The sequence below is a fragment of the Streptococcus sp. ELY_125 genome, assembly GCF_058314535.1.
In genome coordinates, this window is record NZ_JBZFUM010000011.1 from 35891 (window position 1) to 59182 (window position 23292).

Consider the following 23292-nt stretch of genomic DNA (forward strand, 5'->3'; position numbering starts at 1 on the left):
ACTAATCTTTAGAAAGACTTCCTGACTGAACGCGTGTACCGGCATAAACCAAAAGTAGAATCGTACCGCCGACGGCGATTGTCAAAGCATTAGCCGTTCCGGCAACTGCTCCTTGTACAAATAGGTAGGACCAAGCCTGTCTGTAAAAGAGCCGATCCCCTAACGGACAAATTAAGCCATAGCCCACATAGACAGAAAAAATTTGAACTAAGTTGAACCAAACAATTTGCTTAAAGCCAAATCTCCCCTTGCTCGCATCGTAAAAACCGCGAAAAAGACCAATACCTAACCCAACTAATCCACTGGCCAGAACCCAAGCCCACGAGATATTGCCGTACTGAATACCATCCTTGAGGGCATGACCAATAAATCCGATAAAGAAACCAGCCACAGGCCCAAAGATGACTGAAAAAAGTGCTTGTACAGCATATTGTAATTGAATGCTGGTATTTCCAAAGATAGGAATATTAACAAACATTCCAATAATAACAAAGAGGGCTGCTCCTATACCAGTAGCGACAACGGTTTTTATAGAATTAGCTTTCATGATTAACTCCTTATGATATATTCCCATATGACAAAATGAACAGAACACATCAGCATCACGTACAGATTTCTTTAACGTGCTACCATATCTGCTGCCTGTTAATGCCTCCTATTCGTACACACCTAACAATTTAGCTCTATCTTAAGCCCTCGGTCCTCAGATCTTTTTGAGTTCGATATGCCACTGCGGTCCAACGCCGACGTTATAAGCCTTAGCAAAGGATCCTTGGTTAATTGCTAGACCAACACGATAGAGTGAATTGATATAGATAATAGGCTGACCAATCCGTACATCCGCAAAAGATTTTCCATAGGTCACCTGATTTTGGTAGACCAGCATGTCATTATTATAAATAGTAACTTCAAATCGATCGTTAAACTGGGGATTAAGTGTATAAAAATCGTCACGCGTGATAGAAGTCCATAAAGATCCAAAACGCACATCTAGAATATCAACTGCACCGCGCACCAAGTCCTCTTCAACAAGGGTCTCAACAACTGGCAGCTCAACAATATCCTCTACTCGCAATTCAGGCCCAACATCCTCAAAGTTAATATGGCCAGAAGCCAATTTTGCACCTGTAAAAGCATAAACATCACGTCCATGGAAAGTGTAGGATAACTCTGTATTTTCACGTCTGTTCTTAATCTCAGAAATCTCCCGTAAAGCTTTAATCCCAATATGCTTTTTGATATAAGAAAGTGTTCCATTATCAGGAGTGACAATATACTGATTTTTCTTTGTTAAAGCAACCACACTTCTTCGATCAGAGCCGACACCAGGATCAACAACAGACACAAAGGTCGTTCCTTCAGGCCAATATTCAACTGTTTGAAAAAGACGGTAACTCGCTTCAAAAATATTATAAGGGGTGATATCGTGAGTCAGGTGATGGACACCTAATCTTGGCTCCTCCTGCAGAGCTACACCCACCATCGCCGAGACGGCACCATCAACTAAACCAAAATCGGATTGTAAGACTAATAAATAATTTGACATACGCCATTCCTTTCCCCTGTTATAAGTTCTTATTATATCATATTCGCAGGCTAGCACCAGATAGTCTTTTACTATAATAAGCTATAACTATTATAAAAGCATAGATAACAAATTGGTCAGCAGACTTAAAAGAGTATACCTTCCTCAAACTTCTTAGTAGCTAAAAGAGTTTGCGACATCTTGTCCCAAACTCCTAAATCATATTACATTACTTTCTTTCTTCCCCATGCTGAAAATTCGGCAACCGCAGTAAAGAGAACATCTGTTGAAGAATTGAGGGCCGTTTCACAAGAGTCTTGGATAACACCTACAATAAAGCCAGCTCCAACAACTTGCATAGCAGTATCATTGTCAATACCAAAGAGACTGCAGGCAACCGGTATCAAAAGCAAAGATCCTCCTGCTACCCCGGAAGCACCACAAGCTGATATAGCAGCAACCAAACTCAAAATAAGAGCTGTGGCAAAATCTACGTGAATCCCCAAAGTCGTTGTTGCAGCTAGAGTTAAAACATTAATGGTAACAGCTGCTCCTGCCATATTAATCGTAGACCCCAGCGGGATAGAAACAGAATAAGTATCGGGATCCAGTCCCAAATCTTCACACAATTTCAGATTAACAGGAATATTAGCCGCCGAGGAGCGTGTAAAGAAGGCAGTTACCCCCGATTCCCGCAAGCAGCAAAAAACCAAGGGATAGGGATTGCGTCTCATCATAACGAAAGCAATAAACGGATTGATAACCAAAGCTACGAAAGCCATAGTCACAACTAATACTAAGATCAAAATACCGTAACGCGATAAAACACTGATCCCATTTTCAGAGATAGTCGTAAAGACCAACCCCAAGATACCAAAGGGGGCTAGATTAATAATCCAGCGGACAATCTGTGACGTTGTCTCTGCCATCGTATTGAGAAGGTCCTTAGTATTTTCACTAGCTGTCCGCATAGCAAAACCAAAGACAACAGCCCATACCAGTACACCGATATAATTGGCATCTACTAGGGCGTGAATAGGATTATCGACCATCTTTAAGAGCAAAGTATTAAAAACCTCTCCGACTCCCTTAGGTGACTGGGACATACTTGAAGCAGCTTTGCCTGCTGCTTGCGACAGAGTCAGACGAATGGGAAACACATAGTGAGAAATTACCGCAGTCAGGGCTGCTGCAAAAGTCCCGAACAAATAAAGGCCAATAACCGTCGTCATATTTGACTTCTGCCCTTCCCGTGTCTGAGAAAGAGCATTAGCAACCAAGGCGAAAACCAAAAGCGGCGCAATAGCCTTAAGACCACCGACAAATAATTCCCCCAAAAGTCCAATCACCGTAAGCTTAGGTAACAAAACTCCAAGGATTGCTCCCATAAGAACTCCAATAGTTATGCGCTTGAGCAAACTAGTACGATTCCAAACCGAAAAGAGACGTTTCACAATAAATACTCCTTATATTAAGATACAAAGCCGTTAAGCGACTCAAAGAAATTTAGGGAGCCTGACGAAGAATCGCTGAAGATTCTAGGAAAGCGAGTCTAATTTCACAGAGTCGTAGGCGTGTTCGATTATTAAGATACGGCAGAGGTTTGTTATCTAAGCACTTCGCACTTGATAACAAACGCCAATCACTAGAGTAAATTGGCTACCTCTCCCACTAACTTCCGTTTGGTTAGTAAAATCGACTAACCAAACGTCGTGTCGCAAAGGGCGTCCGCGGATCAAGGATAAAGCAAAAATAGGAGGTTCGACGAGGACGCTTGCGTCTGGGAAGAAACTATCTTTTTTGCACAATCCGCAGCCCGTGTTCAGTTACTAAGATATTAAGGGGCAGTTCGCTTAGCGAAAATTTCTGACAGGAAAATAGGGGAGCGACGACGTGTGCTTGACGCACAAGAAGCTCCTTCTTTTTCCCGAGGAAATTAGGCCTATGTTCAGTTACTAAGATACTAAGGGGCGGTTCACTTGGCGAAGATTCCCAGCCTCAAAATGTTTATTAATTTTTGACCTCGGGCAATCTTGCACAAGTAAGACCATAAAATCCTTGTCCTCAAAATGATGATTTTAACCCACTCCTAAATTACTAAGACAAGTAAAACTATAATACAAAAGTCAACAATCGTCAACATCACAAAAAAAGACAGAATCAAGACCCCCAGCAAAATGAAGCGCCTTTAATCCTGCCTTACTTTTTACTAACGATGACTAATTTTGTGAGTTAAGAAATCACCTGCAAATTGAATGATAAAAATAATCAGTAATATCAAAACAGTTGCTACGATAGTTACATCTGTTCTTGAATAGGTATAACCCTGAAAGATAGCAAAGTTACCAAGACCACCAGCACCAATAGCACCAGCCATGGCTGTTTCACCAACAATAGAAATTAAGGTTACTGTTGAAATACGAACCAACTCTGGCAAGCCCTCACTGAGGTAAACCTTGACGATATCCCAGAGAGTCGCACCGCTGGCTTGGGAAGCTTCAATAACCCCATAATCCATCTCTGAAAAGACCACTTGAACCTGACGAGCAAAGAAAGGAAAAGTTGCTGCTGATAAAGGCACAAGAGCCGCCGTAGCTCCAATTGTCGAGCCAACAAAAACTTTTGTTACACCGCTTAAAACAGCAACTAAGATGATAAAAGGAATAGCTCGAAACACTGATACCAACTTGTCCAAAACCCAGAACACTGGGCGGTTTTCAATGACTCCTCTAGGTCCAGTCAAAACAAGAAAGAGTCCAGCAATCAAGCCTAGGGAGCCACCGATAACAAAGCCCCAGAAAGTCATGTAAAGGGTGTCCTTAATAGCAGACCACCAGCCCGCATCGCCTCCCCAGCCCAAACTATAAGCATTAGGTAAATAAGTTTCAAAAAACTCGATCATGCCTTACCTCCTTTTAAAATAGAAACCGATACATCTGCCGCTTTAACAGCCTCTAAAGCCAACGATACTTGTTCCCCTGACAAAATAACGACCATCTCTCCAACAGGGGTATTATCTAAAATTTCAATATTGGCATAAAGGATATTAGCCGTCACCTGATACTGCTTATAGATTCTATTAAGCAGGGGCTCATCTGTCGAGGCACCTGCATACCGTAAAAGGACCAAGCGGTCATGTTCAGCCAGATGTTCAACAGCTTCCTGTCGATTTATTTTCACCAAGGCTTCATCAATCCCCGTTGCTGTTTTAATAAAATCTTGAGTCAGGGCTTCCTTGGGGTTGGAAAAGATGTCCAAAACGCTCCCTTCTTCAATAAGAACACCGTTTTGCATGACAGCTACACGGTTGCAAATATCCTTGACAATCTGCATCTCATGCGTAATCATTACAACCGTCAAACCAAGTTTTTTATTCAAATCTTGCAGCAAGGTTAAAATTTGTTTAGTCGTCTTAGGATCCAAAGCAGAAGTGGACTCATCAGAAATCAGAATTTTAGGATCATTGGCAAGAGCACGTGCAATAGCGACTCGCTGTTTCTGACCACCAGATAGTTGCGCAGGATAATTATCAGCTCGGTCCGCAAGACCCACTAACTCTAATAATTCATCAACTTTTTTCCCCTTCGCATCTGATGAAAGGTCTGAATGTCGCAGGGCAAAAGCCACATTTTGTCGCGCTGTTTTCTGCGACATTAGATTAAAATGTTGAAAAATCATACCAATCTCACGACGCTTCTGACGCAGAGCACCGCTGGCTAACTGAACTTGCTGACCCTCAAAAAGACTGTCGCCAGCAACCTTTACAGAACCCGCCGTTGGAACCTGAAGGAGATTGATAGCACGAACTAAGGTCGATTTCCCAGCCCCCGAATAACCAACAATTCCATAAATATCACCCTGATCAATATGAACAGTAACGTCTTTAACAGCCTCTATTCGGCGCTTCTTTTGCTGGAATGTAATATCAATGTGATCCAGCTGAATAATGGGTTCACTCATATAATGTAGTCTCCTTTAATACGGTTAATAATGATAAAGAGAGCTGAAAGCTATTACCTTCCAGCTCCTTTTAGCTATTTTCAGGATAAGTACTTCATCTGAACCTATTTGCTAGATGAGGTTGTATCTGGTGCCCCCTTCCAAATAGGACGGTCGACACCATTTGATGCCTTGCTAATCAATTTACCAATCTTATCAGTCTGATAAACCTTCACTAAAGTCTTGATAGCATCAGCCTTGTCTGATTTTTTCCAATCTGGTTTAGCAGCAATAAAGTTGATCCAATTCTTAGCATTAGGACCAGTAACATCCTCTACAAACAAGGTCGTATCGTAGTTAATCTTAGCCGTCTGAGCGTAGGAGTTATTAATAACAGCAGCATCGACATCACCATTTTGCAAAGTCTTAGCCACCTGTTCTGCACTCACTTCTTTAAATTCAAGGTTTTTAGAGTTTTCAGTAATATCCTTAACAGAAGCAAGTTCGCCATCCTTAGTAGACAGCTTAATCAAGCCTGCTGACTGTAGTAAAAACAGAGCACGACTTTGGTTAGTTGCATCATTATTTAGCCCAATCTTTGCTCCTTCCGGCAGGTCCTTGATATCAGAATAAGCAGCCTTACCTTTTGAGGCTTCCTTCGAGAAAAGACGAATCGGACTGATTAGGGTATCTCCCGCAGATACCAAGTTTTCCTTGTTTTTCTTATTCCAATCCTCTAGGAAATAGCGGGTTTGAAAGGCATTGACATCAATATCGCCGGCAGCCAAAGCCTTATTAGGTTGGTTATAGTCTGTAAATTGAACAAACTCTAACTTAACGCCCTTCTTAGCAGCATCCTTTTTCACCTGATCCCAAACCGGTTTAGTCGCATCATCCAGCGTCATGACACCAACCTTCAATGTATTTTTATCTGACGATTTATTGCCGCAGGCTGCCAGAAATAAAGCTGCTACCACAAATACAGTCAAAACACCAAGAATTTTTCTCAACTTCATACCAAGTCCTCTTTTCTTTATGATCGTGGAATTATTATCTCATAAGGCCTGAAAGCTTTCAAATTGTTTATAATTGTATAAACATATAGCTGAAAGTTATAGCCTTTTGCCTATTGACTCTTCATTAGTCAAAAATAAAAGAGCCACTGCCCTTTTATCCTTTTTTAGATGGCACCTTCATATCCTTAGCTTCTGGAATATAATCCTCATTTCCTAAGTATTTCTTCGCGAGTTTGGCTAAAGTTCCATCTTTTTGCAATTCTTCTAAACGTTTATTGACGAACTTCTGTAAATCTTTTTGATCGTTAGAGAATACAAAGTAAATAAACGGTTGTTCATCAGAAGGTAATTCAATAGTCTTTAAGTTATCTAATGATTGATTCTTAATGACACTGTTAACCGTTGGGGCATCGAACAGTTTGAAATCAAACTTGCTGTCATTCAAGCTACCCAAAATCTGAGTAATATCTTCATCCGTATATTTAATATCAACTGGATTGTCTGAGTGTTTCTTATTATAATCTTCTAGTTGCTTAGCTGTTGTAGTTCCTTGAACAACTTGAGTGGAATGACCCCCAATGTCATCGAATGATTTAATATCACTATCCTTTGGCACAGCTAAGACAGAAGGCGTTGTCCCCGTTGGCTCAGAGTAAAGATATTTTGAAGCCCGCTCATCAGAATAACTAATATTATTGCCTGCCATTTGATATTTACTAGAGTCAAGACCAGCAAAGACTGACGACCATTCCGTCTTTTTAAACTCAACCTGATACTTATCAGATCCCTTGAACACTGCCTTAGCAACTTCAACATCGTACCCTGTCAAATTTCCATCCTTGCCCTCGTAAGAGAAAGGGTTGGTTGTACCAACTGTTGCAAAGGTAACTGTTTCCTTAGCTCCCTTACCAGAACTATTGGAACTGCAGGCCGCTAGCAAAGCTACCGAAGCAACAGCTACTGCCCCAAATTTAACAATATTTTTAAGTTTCATAAAAAAACTCCTATAGTATTTAGTCTTAAGCCTATCATACCATCTTTAACAAAGCTGAACAAATATTTAAAACTTATCAACTGATAAAGAATTTATATCACATCACTGCCAGAACCTAGCAAAAAAGCCGAACTAGCAAGCTAGTTCGGCCACCGTTGTTAAAGTCAAAGTAACCTGATTACTGGTTTAAGAAATATCTTTTTCTGTAATGGCACCATTAAGAGCATTAATGGTATAGTCATACTCCATGTCCCCCTGTTTGAATTCTATTTCATAAACAGGGATATCATTATCAGAATCTGATTCAACTTTCAGTGCTGTGACATCTCCTTCTGCCAGTCCAGCGTCCGATAGCGCAATAGACTTAGCATCAGCAGACGATAGGCGAGCCGCTCTTTGAGCATTGCTGCCACTATTGCCATTTGTTCCATTATTACCACTGTTAGATGAAGCATCATCAATATCATTATCTTTTTCTGTGATACTTCCATCAGCAGCGTTGATAGTGTAATCATATTCATTATGATTACGCTTAAACTCTACCTTATAAACAGCGATATTGTTATTAGAATCCGTTTCAACCTTCACAGCTGTCACTTGGCTAGCACTAAGTCCCGCATCCTGCAAAGCAATCGTTTTAGCTTGTTCAGCACCAATATCGGTTGCAGCCGATACCTTAGCCGCACCAACACCACCTACAGCTGTTAAACCAATAGCTGCTGCAAGAGCAAGTTTCTTCTTATTAAGCATTAATTTTGTTTTCATTTTAGTCATGGGAATCATCTCCTTTTTTAATGATGAATGAGATAGACATTTTCGTCCGACTCACGACTAGGTTAAGTATTTTCGTTCCGACAAACTAAAATAACAATAACCCTTCTAGGAATTAAAATCAGCAATCGTCGGTTATTACCACTCTTAATTCCCTTCGATAAACACACCATTGTATTTATCTTGCCCACATTCTACAATCTTGGTTCTAGACTGTCAAACATTAGCATTAAGCCTAAAACAGGAGTTTTCTTTTGTGATAATTCTATGACAGCATAAATCCCCGAAAAAATCACTGACACAAGAATGCTTTTTAGCTAGCTTACAAATTCCTTACAGGCTGTCATTAAAGCTTAATAGTTTAGCTAGCCCCTTTCGAATAACTATAAAAAAGAAGTGGGAAAAACCATTTTGATCCTCACCACTCTTTGCTTACTAAGCAGTAACCTGAAACACTCTCCCCAACATATCTGCTTACTGCTTACCTTTCTGTTTTAAGATTTGCACCTTTAACAGTCTCCGCTTGAGCCTTATGCAAAATGAAACGCCCCCAGCTGAGAGCGCTGATTGTTGATAAACATAGCAGGGTGAGGCCCCGCTCCACATCACTGCGCTTAAGAGCTTATTCTAAAGTATGAGAGGTGTATAAGCTTTTGCCTAGCCTTCTCATTCAAAGGAGAGTCGTTCCTTCCGGACTTTGCTTAATTTTTTGAACTTTCATCAGTCCCCCCAATGCTTTTTTAAACTGCCCTTTAGAAATGCCAAAAATTGCTCTGATGTCATCAGGCGAAGACTTATCATTCAAGGTCATAAAACCTCCCTTGCTTTCTAAATACGTCAGAATCATTTGAGCATCATTTTCCAACATTTCAAATGAACGCGGCTTCAGTGACAGATTTAGCGTGCGATCAACTTGACGATAACCAATCACTCGGACATCAAGTTCTTCACCTAGGCGTGGTTCTTGATAGCGCTCATTAGGGTGAATAAATCCCAGCATATTATTATCCGGTAGGTATACAAACGTTCCAGACAATTTGAGGCGATAAACGATGGCGCGTAAGTTTTGATTTTGCATATTATCGTAAGCTGGACCAGCTAATTTTTGAAAAATTGATGGCTCTGCAGGAATACCCCAGATACGCCCCTTTTTATCAATGTCCAGTCTAATGTAAAGTTTATCCCCTTTTTTAGGCCAGAGTTCCTTAATATCAGGTAGGAGATCAAGCGATACGACAATTTCCTTATCCGGCAGACCTGTATCTACAAACACTCCCAAATCTCTGCGAACTTCTGTCACCTCACCCCAGCCGTAGCTTGAACGACTGGCCGTCACAGGCAGAGTTGTCATACGCAGCTTTTGGTGTGAATCGCTATACACAAAACCTTCTACCATATCACCTAGATGATGCTCTCCTTCCTTCTTATCCAAAGCAAGAGTCTGTCCATCTTTTTGCGCAAAATAATAAGACGTATTTTCGTCGGTCACCATTGCTAAAACAGTCTTAGCTAATAAATCATTCATCTCTCAGTATTCCTTCTAAATTCTAAAAATTATTAGACTTACCAATAAAGAAGGATCTGAGACGCCACTGTCCCAGACCCCTAGTTTTACTTGTTTTACCCTAAACAGTAAGCAGTTCGTTTTCTTTTTCGCTGATCATGCCCTCAATTTTTTTGATAGCATCATCAGTTGCCTTTTGAATATCTTTTTCAAGGGACTTTAATTCATCCTCGGTGATTTCCTTATCCTTCTCTTGCTTTTTAGCCTCATCCATCGCATCGCGGCGGATATTACGGATAGCAACCTTAGCATTTTCACCGATTTTCTTCACTTCTTTAGCCAACTCCTTGCGCGTTTCTTCTGTAAGAGCAGGGATAACTAGACGGATGACAGAACCATCATTAGCTGGATTGATACCCAAATCGGACTCATTGATAGCACGCTCAATATCTTTGATAGAGCCCTTATCAAAGGGGGAAATCAAGAGAACACGTGCCTCAGGCACTGTAATAGAGGCTAACTGATTCAAGGGTGTTGGGGCACCATAGTATTCGACTTCAATGCGATCAAGCAAGCTAGCATTTGCTCGGCCAGCACGGATAGCCGCAAATTCACGACCAAGTGATTCGTGAGAATGTGTAAAACGTTCCTTTGCTTTTTCAATAATTAGATTTGCCATATTTATATTTATTCCTTTCATAAGATACCAAGCCACAAAGTCATAAAGTATTAAAAACTTCAAGAAAAAGAGCAATTGAAGAGGGCCGGTGTTTTTAAATAACCACTTTACATAAGAGTTACTATGCTTTTTAATGCTTTTAACATCTATTAATCTATTTAACTGGAGGGTTTATTAGAAACTGTTGTCCCAATTGCCTCACCAAAGACAACACGTCTGATATTGCCGGGCTCATTCATATCAAAGACAACTAAATCAATATCGTTATCCATAGACATAGTAGCTGCCGTGGCGTCCATAATCTTCAGCCCGCGCTTAATCACTTCAACATGAGTCAGCTCATCAAACTTAATAGCATCAGCATTCTTACGCGGATCATCATTATAGACCCCATCAACACCATTTTTAGCCATCAGGATAGCTTCAGCTTCAACCTCTGCAGCACGCAGAGCTGCGGTCGTATCGGTAGAAAAATAAGGAGATCCGATACCTGCACCAAAAATAACAATACGTCCCTTTTCCAAATGACGAAGAGCACGCCCTCGAATATAAGGTTCGGCAACTGACTGCATAGCAATAGCTGTCTGAACGCGCGTATCAACTCCTACCTGCTTAAGACTGTCCGCCATAACTAAAGCGTTCATAACTGTACCAAGCATACCAGTATAATCTGCCTGAACACGATCCATGCCAGCCTCAGCTGCCGGTTCACCGCGCCAGAGATTACCACCACCGATAACCAGCGCAATCTGAACACCGGATGCATGTACTTCTGCGATCTCCCTAGCCATTGCCTGCACTTTTGGCAGATTAATGCCAACACCCTTATCGCCGGCTAAGGCCTCACCAGATAGTTTAATCAGGACACGTTTATACTTTGGTTCTACCATCTTCACTCTCCTTACATTTTATCCTAATTATTTTATCATAAAATAAGGCTTTCTCCTAGCAGTTTAAAAAATAAATAACAAAAGGTAAACAATACTGTTTGAGACTAAATCAGCTTGAGACATAAAAAAACTCAAGCACAGGCTCGAGCTTCTTTAACTATAATGAGCTAGCATCAACCTTGATACCAACACCTTGAGTCGTAGTAATTGACAAGTTTGTGATATAAGCACCCTTAGCTGTCGCCGGTTTAGCTTTCACAATAACATCATTGAAAGCCTTGAGGTTTTCAACCAGTTTATCAGTATCAAACGATACTTTACCGATGATAGCTTGAACATTACCTGCCTTATCAGCACGGTAAGTAATTTTACCACCTTTAGATTCTTCAACAGCCTTAGCAACATCCATCGTTACTGTGCCGGTCTTAGGGTTTGGCATGAGGTTGCGTGGGCCAAGGACACGTCCAAGACGACCAACAACTGCCATCATATCAGGTGTAGCGACAACAACATCGAAGTCCAGCCAACCGTCGTTGATTTTTTGAACAAGTTCTTCTTCACCAACGAAGTCTGCACCAGCCGCCTTAGCTTCTTCAGCTTTGGCACCGCGCGCAAATACAAGAACGCGCTGAGTTTTACCGGTACCATTTGGCAATACCATTGCCCCACGGATTTGTTGGTCAGCTTTCTTAACGTCGATGTTAAGATTGTAGGCAACTTCTACTGTTGCATCAAATTTTGCAAAGTTTGTTTCTTTTGCGAGTGTTACAGCTTCTTCCACGCTGTATGCCTTTGAAGTGTCTACCTTCTCTAAGGCAGCACGCATTTGTTTGCTTTTTTTAGCCATGTTATCTATTCTCCTTGTGTTATGTGGTCCTATCGATTTTCATCTTCCACACCGTAAGCACTATGCTTAAACTCGGTGAAGGTGGATTCTATTAGTCAGTAATAGTGAATCCCATTGAACGTGCTGTACCTTCGATCATACGCATAGCTGATTCGACATTTGCAGCGTTCAGGTCAGGCATTTTTGTTTCAGCGATTTCTTGCACTTGTGCACGTGTTACTGAAGCAACTTTTGTTCGGTTTGGTTCACCTGAACCTTTTTCAACACCTGCAGCCTTTTTCAAAAGAACAGCAGCTGGTGGAGTTTTAGTGATGAAATCAAATGATTTGTCTTCATACACAGAGATAACAACTGGGATCAGCATACCAGCTTGATCAGCCGTACGAGCATTAAACTCTTTAGTGAATCCCATGATATTGATTCCGGCTTGACCAAGTGCAGGACCAACCGGTGGAGCTGGTGTAGCTTTACCAGCAGGAATTTGAAGTTTTACGACATTTTCGACTTTTTTAGCCATTTGTAATTTCCTCCTTTGTGGTTTTGGCGGTAAGGATAAGATTTTTACCTCCCACAAGTATGCAACAAGCATACTCTTACTATTATACAGGAATAATTTTAAGATGCAAGATTTTTAGCAGAAAACAAAAAACACATGGGCACCTAATCAAACCTCATGTGTTTTACAGACAGAACAATTAACTGCACTAGATGAACTGAATACCACCATCAATTTGAACAGCTTGACCTGTCATGTAGTCAGACTTGGAAGAAGCTAAATAAGAAACATAATTAGCAACGTCTGCCGGTGTCTGAACACGCCCCAAAGTAATTAGCTGTGAATACTGTTCCAGATACTGACCCTTTTGTCCGCCTTTGATGTCAACCATCTTTTCATCAATAAGTTCCCACATGTCTGTTCCTACGATACCTGGACAGTAGGCATTAACAGTAATATGCTCACTTCCTAGCTCTTTGGCAGCCGCCTGCGTTAGCCCCCTCACAGCAAATTTAGTTGACGAGTAAGCTCCCAATAAATCAAAAGCGATATGTCCAGCTATACTGGAAGCGTTAATGATTTTTCGTACCTTATCGCCATCATCTTGCTGCCTAAACTGGGCAGTCGCTGCCTGAATACCAAACAAGGTTCCAAAGACATTAATGCCGTATATTCTTTCCATGTCTTCAAGAGTCTCTTCTTGCAATGTTTTTATCTGCGCAATACCCGCATTATTGATATAAGTATCAAGACGTCCGAAACTATCAATAGCTGCCTTGACAAACTTATCGTGGTCCTCTCGCTTAGAAACATCCCCCGCTGCACTGACAGCCTTAAATCCTTTAGCTGTCATTTCATCAGCAGTCGATTGAGCAGTTGCCGGATTAAGATCGGCAACAACAACCGCATAACCGTCTATGCACAACTGTTCTACAATACCTTTACCGATACCTCGACCACCACCTGTTACAACAGCAACACGAATTTCTTCACTCATTGTTCTACTCCTTTATATATTAAGATACTAAGGCCGTAAAAAGCGATTGGAATTTTAGAAGCCTACCGTCACTTAATTACAAACAAGATAGCCTAGCTAAATTCTGAGCCTTTTAGACCAAGTTCGATTACTATGATACTAAGGGCAACCGCAGATCAAGCAAAAATCGAAGATTGGACAAAAGCGCTTGTGTCTATGAAAAACTATCTTTTTATCACAATCTGCAGCCTATAAAATGACAAATTTCCCCTACCAAAAATATTATAGCACATATTTTTGTAAGCGGTAACATCGCAGAAATAACTCTATTTAGATAAGTTTTCTATTTGCAGTAAATTTTCTCTTTTATCTATAGAAATAAGTTTACTTTCTTTGGTAATCAGGATAAAATAGGATTATGATATACTTTCTAGCAGTCTTTTATTTCTTTTTAATCCCCTTTCTAGCTCAATCCTTAGTTAGGTATTTTGACCTTAAACGGTTCAGCATCAAATTCCCAGACCTCTCCCTTCCCTTCTTAGCTTGGGCTATTATCTATGTCTCTGGTATCTACTTTTCTCACAGCTTCCTGCCTCAGTACTTACTCATGATGTGTTTGCTGGCAATTGCAACCTGCCTCTTTATTCTAAGGCGAACAGGTAAAATTAAAGTTTTTTCTTACAAGCGCTTCTTCAAGCTATTCTGGCGAATGGGCTATCTCTTAACAGCAATTTTTTATATTGTAACAGTTATTTTAATTGCTCTAAAATAATAAATAATCCACCTGTTAGGCTACAGGTGGATTATTTATTTTGTATTCCTATAAGAAAAATCTGAAATGTTATTGGGATCGAAAGAACAGATTGCCAGATTCAGCGAACTATCTCGGCAAAATGTCGTCTTAATTTCACAGTCAGATCCCCCTTTGGCATTAGCCAATATTTCCTGTCAACCAGGCGGCGATGAAGACAATCGCAAAGCCAAATAAGTAAATCAAACCAGCGATAGATAGCCCATTAAGCCAACCAGGTAATTTTTTCCCTTGACTATTAACTAAACTGTAATTCAGGTAAGCAAAGAATGGTGTTGTGATAAAAGAACCTATCATGGCAAATTGAAGCATTTGTGCCACTTGACCAGAGAAAAGATAAACGATAAGTAGACCAGCAATTGAAGTAAGACTCATCCAAATCGTCAATGAGATCTTGGTCGTTTTTTCCTTATTGAAAAGAAGTCGGAGCGCCTCGTCGTTGGCCCGTGAGTAACCATCAATAACAGTGATGACGGTCCCAAAAATACACAAGAAGGCAATAAAGGTAATAAGCGGCTTAGCCCATGCTCCCAAAGAGGAGGCGTACATCTGAACAAATTGAGAAATATAGGCTGCCGAAGCACTTTGAACAGCTTCACCATTACCGTACTGGATAAGTGCGCCTAAGGCCAGAAAGATAAAAGCTAGGATAGCCGTTCCAATGTAGCCGACATTGAAATCAAACATTGCGTCTTCTTCATTGAAGTCAACTGTCTTGCGCTTTTCCACTGACCAGAGAGAATTGATCGTTGAAATTTCAATTGGTGCTGGCATCCACCCCATAAGAGAAATTAAGAATGGTAAAGAAGCAATTGTCCAAGGAGATACGGCTTCAAAATCAGGAGCATATTCACGATGCTTAAAAAGGGCAATCACTACTGCCAGAACGGTCGCAATTGTCAGCGCCGACATAATCCATTTAGATAAACCATCAAGAAAGCGGTAGCCGCCAAGAAGCAACATCCCCCAAATAATCACAATGATGATCGTCGTCAACTGATTAATACCAAGTCCCCACGAGCTAGGAACTGCGCTAGCAACGATGGCGGCACAGAGAATTCCCACTCCTGCCGTGTTGATCACAGCCGAAAAGATATTCAAAATAAAGTAAACAATCAGGTAAAGCTTGCCCTTTTCGGCATAGCCTTCAACCAAGTTTTTACCTGTCTCAGCAGTATACTGCGATCCAAAACGGAAAAAAGGATACTTAAAAACATTAATCAAGAGGACTAATATGGCTAACTGCCAGCCAAATTTTGCTCCTGCCTGTGTCGATGATACGATATGTGAACCACCAACGGCCGCCGAAGCCATAAGGATACCAGGTCCTAAGGCTCTTAATTTCGTTTTCCAAGTGGATGTAGATTGCGTTTGTTCAACCATAGTTGACTCCTATCTATAGAATATTCTGACTTTTCTGTCAATAATGATACTATTATAAAGCCTTATGCTGTTGCTGTCAAGTCAGTTTTTGAATATTCCACTCTATTTTCAATCTTTTAATCTGTATTAATTTAGCTGAGAATATCAAACAAAACAGTCGCGCCCCCTTGGGCATTTTGCTATAATGAAGAAAACCTTATGTATAAAGTAAAGGATAGATTATGAAACTCATTTCTTGGAATATCGACTCCCTTAATGCTGCTCTAACGAGTGAGTCAACACGCGCTCAGCTTTCCCGTCAGGTTATTGATACTCTAATTGATCAAAACGCTGATATCATCGCTATACAGGAAACTAAACTCTCTGCCAAAGGACCAACCAAAAAGCATATTCAAATCCTAGAAGACTATTTTCCAGACTACCGTCATGTTTGGCGCTCATCCGTCGAGCCTGCACGCAAGGGCTACGCGGGAACCCTCTTTCTCTATAAAAAGAATCTTCCCGATCCCATCATAACCTATCCTGAAATCGATGCTCCATCTACCATGGACAGTGAAGGCCGTATCATCACGTTAGAATTTGATAAATTCTTTGTCACTACAGTCTACACCCCAAATGCCGGAGACGGGCTCAAACGCTTGGACGAACGCCAGATCTGGGATCAAAAGTACGCTGAGTATCTAGCCCAACTTGATGGCCAAAAACCTGTTCTAGCCAGTGGGGATTATAATGTTGCCCACAAGGAAATCGACCTCGCTAACCCTAGCAGTAACCGCCGTTCTCCCGGCTTCACAGACGAAGAACGTGAAGGCTTCACCAACCTGCTGGCCAAAGGCTTCACAGACACCTTCCGCTACAAACATGGCGACATTCCCAATGTCTATACTTGGTGGGCACAGCGCAGTAAGACCAGCAAGATCAACAACACCGGCTGGCGCATCGACTACTGGCTGACCAGTAACCGCATCGCTGATAAAATTATCAAATCTGATATGATCAACTCAGGCGACCGCCAAGACCATGGACCGATTTTGTTGGAGATCGATTTATAACATTCCATATAGAAAAGCCACCTATACAAAATGATATGGTGGCTTATTTGTATATTGACGTTAATGCTTATTACTATTAACACTGTAGACCTTACTATCTATAGAAATAAGGTGCCTTACATCTTATCTTCCTATTGAACCATTAGGAAACTATTTTTTTAAGATGACGAATCTGTAAAAAGCTAGCTCCTAACACGATTAACACGGTATAGAGAACCAGTCTCAGCCATTCAAAACTTGTAATCTCTGGATTAACAGCAGTCATCTGATTCATGGAAGCGGCCAGTTTAGCAAAAGGGAGCACATATCCTAATTCTGGGACTATGTGTTGCGCCGTTAAAATAAAACCAAACACACCGATTCCCCAACCGAACTAGACAAACAAAAATAGAGCAGTAGTCACTACTAGCTACTGCCTTACAATATTATTTTTGTGCCCCCTTACGAATGAGTACCATATCTCTACAAAGAATTTGATCTCACCAAACCAGAGAACAATCACCGTTTTCTTGACTTCGCCGATGAAGATCACAGTGCTTCACTACTCTGCTAGAAGAAGGTTCCACTGATAGCTTTTGCTATAAATACAGTGACATTCTATCTATTCCTGATAAGTACAGCAAGGCCAGTAAGATCAGCAACACTGGCTGGCGCATTGACTACCGGCTAACCAGCAACCCATCGCCAATAAAATTACCAAATCTGACATGATTGACTCGAGTGACTGCCAAGACCATGAATCAATTTTGCTCGAGATTAATTTACAGCTAATAACAAAAAGCCTGACCTTTTAATTAAAAATTTAGATGGTAGTCCATTGCTTCACACTAGCCACCTGCTTGGCATCTTCGGCAATCGTTTTCAAATCGTGATTGCCAGAATTAGGAATCACATATTCTTTACCAAGATAAACTGCTCCTAGCCAGCGCATAGCATTGTTGAGCCAGTCTTTTTGGGTTGTGATACGGATAACATCACCCGTAAAGGCCTTGATATCACTCTTAATATCCGCAATAGTTTGCTGGGCCTCAACCTTATTCGAAGGAAGACTAAATTCTCCTTGAAGTTTCTCCCGAAGGGAATCATAAGCTTTATTCCCTAAATAAGCAACAGATGGAATATAAAGCGGAGCTGCATTATAAACAACCGTTGTGGCAACATTCTTTTTCAAGGCTACCCGCTGAGCGACATTGCCACCCAAGGAATGACCGGTAATAACAATGTTCCCAGCCCCATACTGGCTGGCAATCTTATCGTAAAAATCATAAGCTGGCTGGTAATGTTGCCCACGTGCTAAACCAATCCCAATTAAATCGGCTCCCAGAGCATCTTGCAATTCATTGCCATCATTATTAGTAGCTGTATAAGCGATAATAACCTTACCGCTGGCTTTATCTCGAAAGGCAGTCCCGCTGGTCCCTGTTTGATGGTCATAGAAATCGCTGAGGTAGGTCAGATTATTGGGAACGACGCGCCCAGCCTTCTGAATTTCCGCTAAAATAGTGGCATCGGTAGCGCCCCTGAGACGAGCTTTTTCAAACTCAAGTGTCAGAGCTGCAGCGTCTAAAGTAGAAATACCAGATGAGCGACCGTCCAAAATTTTATTGATCTCTGCACGCTGAGCATCTGAGGCGGTAACTTGATTATCCACAGAAACTGGCTCTGAGGTCTGTTTTCCCGCGATACCTTTAGTTGTAGTTGTTGACTGCTCCGATTGACCAACGAGCTGAGGACTTTGGGCATAGACTACACCGCCAGCAGAGGCAGGCGTGACAGAGTTCCCCTCGGCTCTTGGATTGGCTGGATCAGCAGTAGTTTGATTAATCTCAGGTGAATCCTGATGATCGTCTTGTGTAGCGATAGAACCTGCTTGGGGCTGGTTAGCTTTAGCCACCTCCTCTGTAGAAGCAGGTTGGCTATTAGTTGTACTTTCTTCTGCTTGAATAGATTGATCAGAGCTACTAACTTGATCCCCATCACCAACGACTGATTGATCGTTCTGAGTTACTTGAACCGCTTGAGAATCCTGAGGCTGGCTCTCGGCACTAACAGATGATGTAGTCCCAACCGTCATCAGAGATAGACCAGCCATAGTTGTCACAGCAATTGCCACCCATTGTTTCTTCACTTTGTGAAGTTTATAGTGTGTAGTTTTCATTAATTATTTCCTCCTTAATTTATAACATTTTCATGAACTACTAGTATCCTAGCATCTCTTTTTATGATTTTTAGAAATTCTCAAAAGTGAATTTTTTTAATTTTACGTCTGTCAACGGGTGCTGTTAGAGGGGAGTACGTATCAGTTACATAACTATGTTCAAAATAAGCATTACCAAGTTTATTGTTTTCTGTTGCTTGAGTTAGGTAAAGCAACAGTCATTTTTGTGATAAAAATAAGGATAAGCAAAATGAATGAAATAATAACTCCAGAGCTATATAGACCAGTAGTTTTGACTGAAAGACTATGAAATTCCTTAGAAACATAATCGGCGACTATAAATACTAGAAAGTTAAATAATAAAGCAACGATGAAAGTTGTTGAAGCATGAATAAGACCCTCACAAAAACGAACAAGGCCGATATCCCTTCTTGTTAATCCTAGTAAATCAAACTGATTGGCATCTTCTCTAGCCCTGTCAGAAGCTAATACGGTGATCGAAATAATATTGGCTAGTATCAGTAAAAGCGGAGCCAAAAGATACATGAGAAAAGAAAGTAAAGCATTCACCTCTCCTGTACTTGCTAAGAATATTTGAAAGCCTGAGATGAGAGTAACCGCCATTGTCACAGACGATTGCAATAACTTTAAATAGGAACGATCGTATACTACTAGCCATTTGGAAATGGTAAAATGATAATCTAAGAAAGAAAATAGGTAGCTCAATCCTTCAATGACAAATATCTGTATGTAGGGAGAAATGAATTGAATCATCATCAGATTCACTAATAATAAAGTAGTTACTAGACTCATTTTTATAGCAATAACATCTCTTTCTACTAGATTTAAAGGTAGAAAAACTACGACAATACAAGCAATCCAAGAAGAAAGAAGTAATAATACCATAACTGCTTTCCCCATAGAAAGAGACAGATTTCGTTTCTGCTGTCCCGAAACTTTCTTTAAATTTTTCCATGAGTAGCGATATCCACTAATAGCAGCGATGCCAGATACAATTAAAACTGGCAATAAACAGCCAAACATATCAAACGAGATTGATAGAGGAGGCATTAAATCTTTTCCAACTTTCAATTGTAGGTAGTTATAAAACTTCTGAGTCGCAAAAATAGACAGAAAGGAGCCAAATAGACTGGTAATAAAGGCAATGATAAAAAGCTGCCCACTGATAAGAAAGGACAACTGTGAACGGTTAGCTCCCAAAATTGTCCATAGTTCATAATCTTTTTTAAAAAGAGACATTAAAAACTGGATAAGTCCTGAAACCAATAAGAACAAGGTTAAACCACCAAATACAATCAATCCATTAAAGATGACAGATGGTCCATTATCACTATTAGCTAGCGATGGATCTTTTGAAATGCTTATAATACCATTTACTGCTATTCCTGCAACTAGACTAGCTACAAATAGAACTGGCACCGTACCCAGCCATTGCTTTTTAGAATATTGAAACTGATAATAAATCAATCCTAGCATAGAATCCTCCTTAGTTATGCTTATCTGTCTCTAAGGCTTGGTAGAGATCTTGAGCTGAAGGGGCTTGTAACTCTTTATAAATATTGCCATCTTTCAAAACCAAAGCCCTATCCGTATAAGAAGCCAATTCGATATCATGGGTTACCATAAAGACACATTTCCCTCTGTTAGCCATATCTCGCAATAAATCAAAAATGACTTTTCTAGAAGTACTATCCAAAGCACCTGTAGGCTCATCAGCAAAGATAAGCTGACTATCTGATAAAATTGCTCGAGCAATTGCGACTTTCTGTTGTTCTCCACCTGATAAAGTATTGACAAATGAATTCATATCTGCTTGAAATTTCATTTGTCTCAGTAAATCCCTAATCTCTTGTTTATTCACCTTTTTATGGGATAAACGTAAGGGTAAAGCGATATTTTCTATAACTGGTAAAGCAGGAACTAAGTTATAAGATTGAAAAATAAAGGAAATATTCTCTTGCCTTAGCTTAGCGAGTTTTCTATTATTAAGCTTATAAGGGGCAACATCATTTATCATGACATCCCCGCTTGTCGGTTCCAGTAAACTAGAAATACATTTTAATAGTGTAGACTTTCCCGAACCACTGACACCTAAAATAGAGATAAACTCCCCATATCTTGCCGTAAGTGAAATATCTTTTAACACCGAAACTGCCTTGCTCTTATCTAATTGAAAGCTTTTAGATACGTGAGATGCAATTAAAGCACTTGCCTTTTTCATATGCCTTCCTTCCTATATTGAATGAAACCAATTACAATGAAGAAACTAATTTCCAATTTGTTCCAAAAAATAATTCAGCACATTGATTGTTAGATTAATATCTTCGTTTCTTAATCCACTATGGCCAGCATTATAGTTCAAATAAATCAAACTATGAATACCACGCTTTCTTAACTCATTAGACCATAGGATGACATCATTATTATTAATATAAGAATCCATACCCCCTATAAGACTAATTACTGTTGTTGGTGAACCCTTGGCTTTGTCAATATTTTGCATAGGAGAATAGCTCCTGATATAAGCCTTAACATCAGGGTTAGTAATATCTCCCCATTCTAAAGTCTCAGTCTTAGAAAGAGGATCTTCTCCCTTCAAAAGAGTACTGTAAGGATCAATAAAAGGGGAGAAAAGAAGCAGAGCCTTAAACATGTTACTACACTCGTTCAAAACTGCACCGGCTATAATACCTCCAGCACTAGAAGTCATCAGGCCAAGATGATTTTTATCTGCTATTTTTTGCTTTATAAGGTAATTCACCCCTGTAATAAGGTCTTCTATAGAATTCCATTTATTCATTCCCTTACCAGCCCTATACCATTCTCCTCCTAAAAATCCTCCACCTCTGACATGAACTGTTATATAAACAAATCCAGCTTCTATCATAGATATTATGAAAGGATCTGGTTTGATACTATCATCTTGTCCGTAAGCACCGTAAACATTTATCACGCAACTTTTGTCCTGAGGAAGTGCATTAGATGTTTCAGATTTCCAAAGAATTGATATCGGAATACGAACACCACTAGGGTCTTTCTCTGTCCATATTGTTCTATATCTGTACTTATCACTAGAATTGTCTAGGAAAACTGGAACACTAAATTCTGTTTTAAGAAAATTGTTATCAATTTCATAACTTAAAATAGTCTCTGCAAAAAGCTCTTTCTGCGAAAACAAAATCAAACTGTCTGAAAAAGAATTTTCATAAATTAATGTTTTCTTCTGGAATTCTATTTCTACTTCTTCAAACACGATGGAAGTCGAATACGATTTTAAACGTAGTAATAGATACGAATGCTGAAACTGAGTAGAGGTATTTAGTAAGATGTTTTTTCCTATACATTTAAGATCACTTATAAGTTTTGTCGACTTTAACGTTACCTCAAACATTTCACCGTTTGTTAAATCTTTAAAAGCAAGTTTTCTTTTCTTACATCCTTTTTGTTTTTTTACATAGAGGAAGTATATTGAATCTTCTAATATCATAATATCATAATATCTTGGTAGAACTGCTTCTTGTATTATCGTATAACTACATAATTTTCTTTTTTCAAACATATATAGAAAAAGAGATCCTTTTTGAAAGTCCATAGATTTTACAAGGCAACTATTACTATTAATTCCTCCTGTTACAATCTTTATTCTACAAGCTACATTAGATTCAACATATAGTAGTTCATCAGAATCAGTTCTAAAATTTCTATAATATAATTTACTTGGTCTAAAATCCTTATCAGTTCTACAAAATATGAGACCTTCCTCACTAAAAAAGAAAGAACTTTCTAATGAAATATTGTGAATATAATGGAACACAGTCAAGGATCTTTTTCTCAAAACAACTGCATCATAATTGCCTTGTTTTTCAACTATTAATAGCAGTAACTTCCCCTCATTAGATAGACTAGCATGCCATACTTTACATCCATTAAATTTAGATGATAGATCGGCTATGTTTAAAATAATTTGAGATTGATTCTCACTAAATTTCGAAGTATAACTTAACTTTGGAGTCCAATCCTCATCGGTAGATTTCCATTCTCTAAGTATTCCTGAACTAGGAGGATTCCAATTTTCAAATCTATACCAAAAGCCCCCTCTTCTAAAAATCAAAGAATCTTGAGTTCTAGGAATTGCTAATGATTTAGTAATAATCTTTGAAAAAGCTGAATGACTCTCTATAGTGTCTAAAAACTGTTGATTATTATTTAAATTCATAATAAATACTTTCT

Annotated in this window: 21 protein-coding genes and 2 pseudogenes; 2 read left to right on the forward strand and 21 right to left on the reverse strand. The window is 39.8% G+C overall.

What is annotated here, in order from left to right; genetic code table 11:
- Position 1 precedes the first annotated feature (1 nt).
- The 15 genes and pseudogenes from AC4HAL_RS05905 to AC4HAL_RS05975 form a co-directional block, all read right to left on the reverse strand.
- On the reverse strand, positions 2–547 hold the full coding sequence (locus AC4HAL_RS05905; protein WP_491093407.1) for an ECF-type riboflavin transporter substrate-binding protein: 546 nt from the start codon (positions 545–547) through the stop codon (positions 2–4).
- A 156-nt stretch (positions 548–703) separates the two neighbouring features.
- Positions 704–1546 carry an SAM hydrolase/SAM-dependent halogenase family protein gene (locus AC4HAL_RS05910; protein WP_491093408.1) on the reverse strand — a complete coding sequence of 281 codons (843 nt, stop codon included), beginning with the start codon at positions 1544–1546 and terminating at the stop codon, positions 704–706.
- Positions 1547–1749: 203 nt separating this feature from the next.
- The gene (gene sstT / locus AC4HAL_RS05915) at positions 1750–2979 is read right to left on the reverse strand and encodes a serine/threonine transporter SstT (protein ID WP_491093409.1); all 1230 of its coding nucleotides are present in this window, start codon (positions 2977–2979) and stop codon (positions 1750–1752) included.
- A gap of 755 nt (positions 2980–3734) precedes the next feature.
- Entirely contained in the window at positions 3735–4427 is a 693-nt protein-coding gene (locus AC4HAL_RS05920) for a methionine ABC transporter permease (protein ID WP_447453163.1), read from the reverse strand.
- Entirely contained in the window at positions 4424–5485 is a 1062-nt protein-coding gene (locus tag AC4HAL_RS05925) for a methionine ABC transporter ATP-binding protein (protein ID WP_491093410.1), read from the reverse strand. Before AC4HAL_RS05925 ends, AC4HAL_RS05920 begins: the two co-directional genes overlap by 4 nt.
- A 104-nt stretch (positions 5486–5589) precedes the next feature.
- Entirely contained in the window at positions 5590–6480 is an 891-nt protein-coding gene (locus tag AC4HAL_RS05930; protein ID WP_491093411.1) for a MetQ/NlpA family ABC transporter substrate-binding protein, read from the reverse strand.
- Positions 6481–6634: 154 nt separating this feature from the next.
- Positions 6635–7474 (reverse strand): amino acid ABC transporter substrate-binding protein, encoded by an 840-nt coding sequence (locus AC4HAL_RS05935; RefSeq protein WP_491093412.1) that lies wholly within the window; start codon positions 7472–7474, stop codon positions 6635–6637.
- 186 nt (positions 7475–7660) lie between these two features.
- A pseudogene (locus AC4HAL_RS05940) lies at positions 7661–7858 on the reverse strand (PepSY domain-containing protein); the annotation flags it as partial.
- A gap of 102 nt (positions 7859–7960) precedes the next feature.
- Positions 7961–8257, reverse strand: a pseudogene (locus AC4HAL_RS05945) (PepSY domain-containing protein); the annotation flags it as partial.
- A gap of 658 nt (positions 8258–8915) precedes the next feature.
- The gene (locus AC4HAL_RS05950) at positions 8916–9770 is read right to left on the reverse strand and encodes a CvfB family protein (RefSeq protein WP_491093413.1); all 855 of its coding nucleotides are present in this window, start codon (positions 9768–9770) and stop codon (positions 8916–8918) included.
- Between the two features lie 100 nt (positions 9771–9870).
- A complete protein-coding gene (gene frr, locus AC4HAL_RS05955) occupies positions 9871–10428 on the reverse strand; it encodes a ribosome recycling factor (RefSeq protein WP_447453158.1) in 558 nt (185 codons plus the stop codon).
- Between the two features lie 158 nt (positions 10429–10586).
- Positions 10587–11318, reverse strand: a complete 732-nt coding sequence (pyrH, locus tag AC4HAL_RS05960) for a UMP kinase (RefSeq protein WP_447453157.1) — start codon at positions 11316–11318, stop codon at positions 10587–10589.
- 157 nt (positions 11319–11475) lie between these two features.
- Entirely contained in the window at positions 11476–12165 is a 690-nt protein-coding gene (rplA, locus tag AC4HAL_RS05965) for a 50S ribosomal protein L1 (protein WP_491093414.1), read from the reverse strand.
- A 91-nt stretch (positions 12166–12256) separates the two neighbouring features.
- Positions 12257–12682: a 50S ribosomal protein L11 gene (rplK, locus tag AC4HAL_RS05970; RefSeq protein WP_491093415.1), complete on the reverse strand. Its 426-nt coding sequence runs from the start codon at positions 12680–12682 to the stop codon at positions 12257–12259.
- A gap of 187 nt (positions 12683–12869) precedes the next feature.
- A complete protein-coding gene (locus AC4HAL_RS05975) occupies positions 12870–13658 on the reverse strand; it encodes an acetoin reductase (protein ID WP_491093416.1) in 789 nt (262 codons plus the stop codon).
- Between the two features lie 397 nt (positions 13659–14055).
- Here AC4HAL_RS05975 and AC4HAL_RS05980 point away from each other — a divergent pair, with 397 nt between their 5' ends.
- Entirely contained in the window at positions 14056–14409 is a 354-nt protein-coding gene (locus AC4HAL_RS05980; RefSeq protein WP_447453153.1) for a DUF3397 family protein, read from the forward strand.
- A 159-nt stretch (positions 14410–14568) separates the two neighbouring features.
- Here AC4HAL_RS05980 and AC4HAL_RS05985 read toward each other — a convergent pair whose 3' ends face one another.
- Positions 14569–15831, reverse strand: a complete 1263-nt coding sequence (locus tag AC4HAL_RS05985; protein ID WP_447453152.1) for an NRAMP family divalent metal transporter — start codon at positions 15829–15831, stop codon at positions 14569–14571.
- Positions 15832–16052: 221 nt separating this feature from the next.
- Between AC4HAL_RS05985 and AC4HAL_RS05990 the strand changes: the two genes are divergently transcribed.
- Positions 16053–16883: an exodeoxyribonuclease III gene (locus tag AC4HAL_RS05990; protein ID WP_491093417.1), complete on the forward strand. Its 831-nt coding sequence runs from the start codon at positions 16053–16055 to the stop codon at positions 16881–16883.
- Between the two features lie 142 nt (positions 16884–17025).
- Here the strand turns inward: AC4HAL_RS05990 and AC4HAL_RS05995 are convergent, their stop codons facing one another.
- The 5 genes from AC4HAL_RS05995 to AC4HAL_RS06015 all read right to left on the reverse strand — a co-directional run bounded on the left by AC4HAL_RS05995 (position 17026) and on the right by AC4HAL_RS06015 (position 23278).
- A complete protein-coding gene (locus tag AC4HAL_RS05995) occupies positions 17026–17238 on the reverse strand; it encodes a hypothetical protein (RefSeq protein ID WP_491093418.1) in 213 nt (70 codons plus the stop codon).
- 447 nt (positions 17239–17685) lie between these two features.
- The gene (locus AC4HAL_RS06000) at positions 17686–19041 is read right to left on the reverse strand and encodes a KxYKxGKxW signal peptide domain-containing protein (RefSeq protein ID WP_491093419.1); all 1356 of its coding nucleotides are present in this window, start codon (positions 19039–19041) and stop codon (positions 17686–17688) included.
- Between the two features lie 180 nt (positions 19042–19221).
- Entirely contained in the window at positions 19222–20538 is a 1317-nt protein-coding gene (locus AC4HAL_RS06005) for an ABC transporter permease family protein (RefSeq protein ID WP_491093420.1), read from the reverse strand.
- 10 nt (positions 20539–20548) lie between these two features.
- Positions 20549–21283, reverse strand: coding sequence for an ABC transporter ATP-binding protein (locus AC4HAL_RS06010; RefSeq protein WP_491093421.1), 735 nt, complete (start codon positions 21281–21283; stop codon positions 20549–20551).
- 45 nt (positions 21284–21328) lie between these two features.
- Positions 21329–23278, reverse strand: a complete 1950-nt coding sequence (locus tag AC4HAL_RS06015) for a prolyl oligopeptidase family serine peptidase (protein WP_491093422.1) — start codon at positions 23276–23278, stop codon at positions 21329–21331.
- Positions 23279–23292 lie beyond the last annotated feature (14 nt).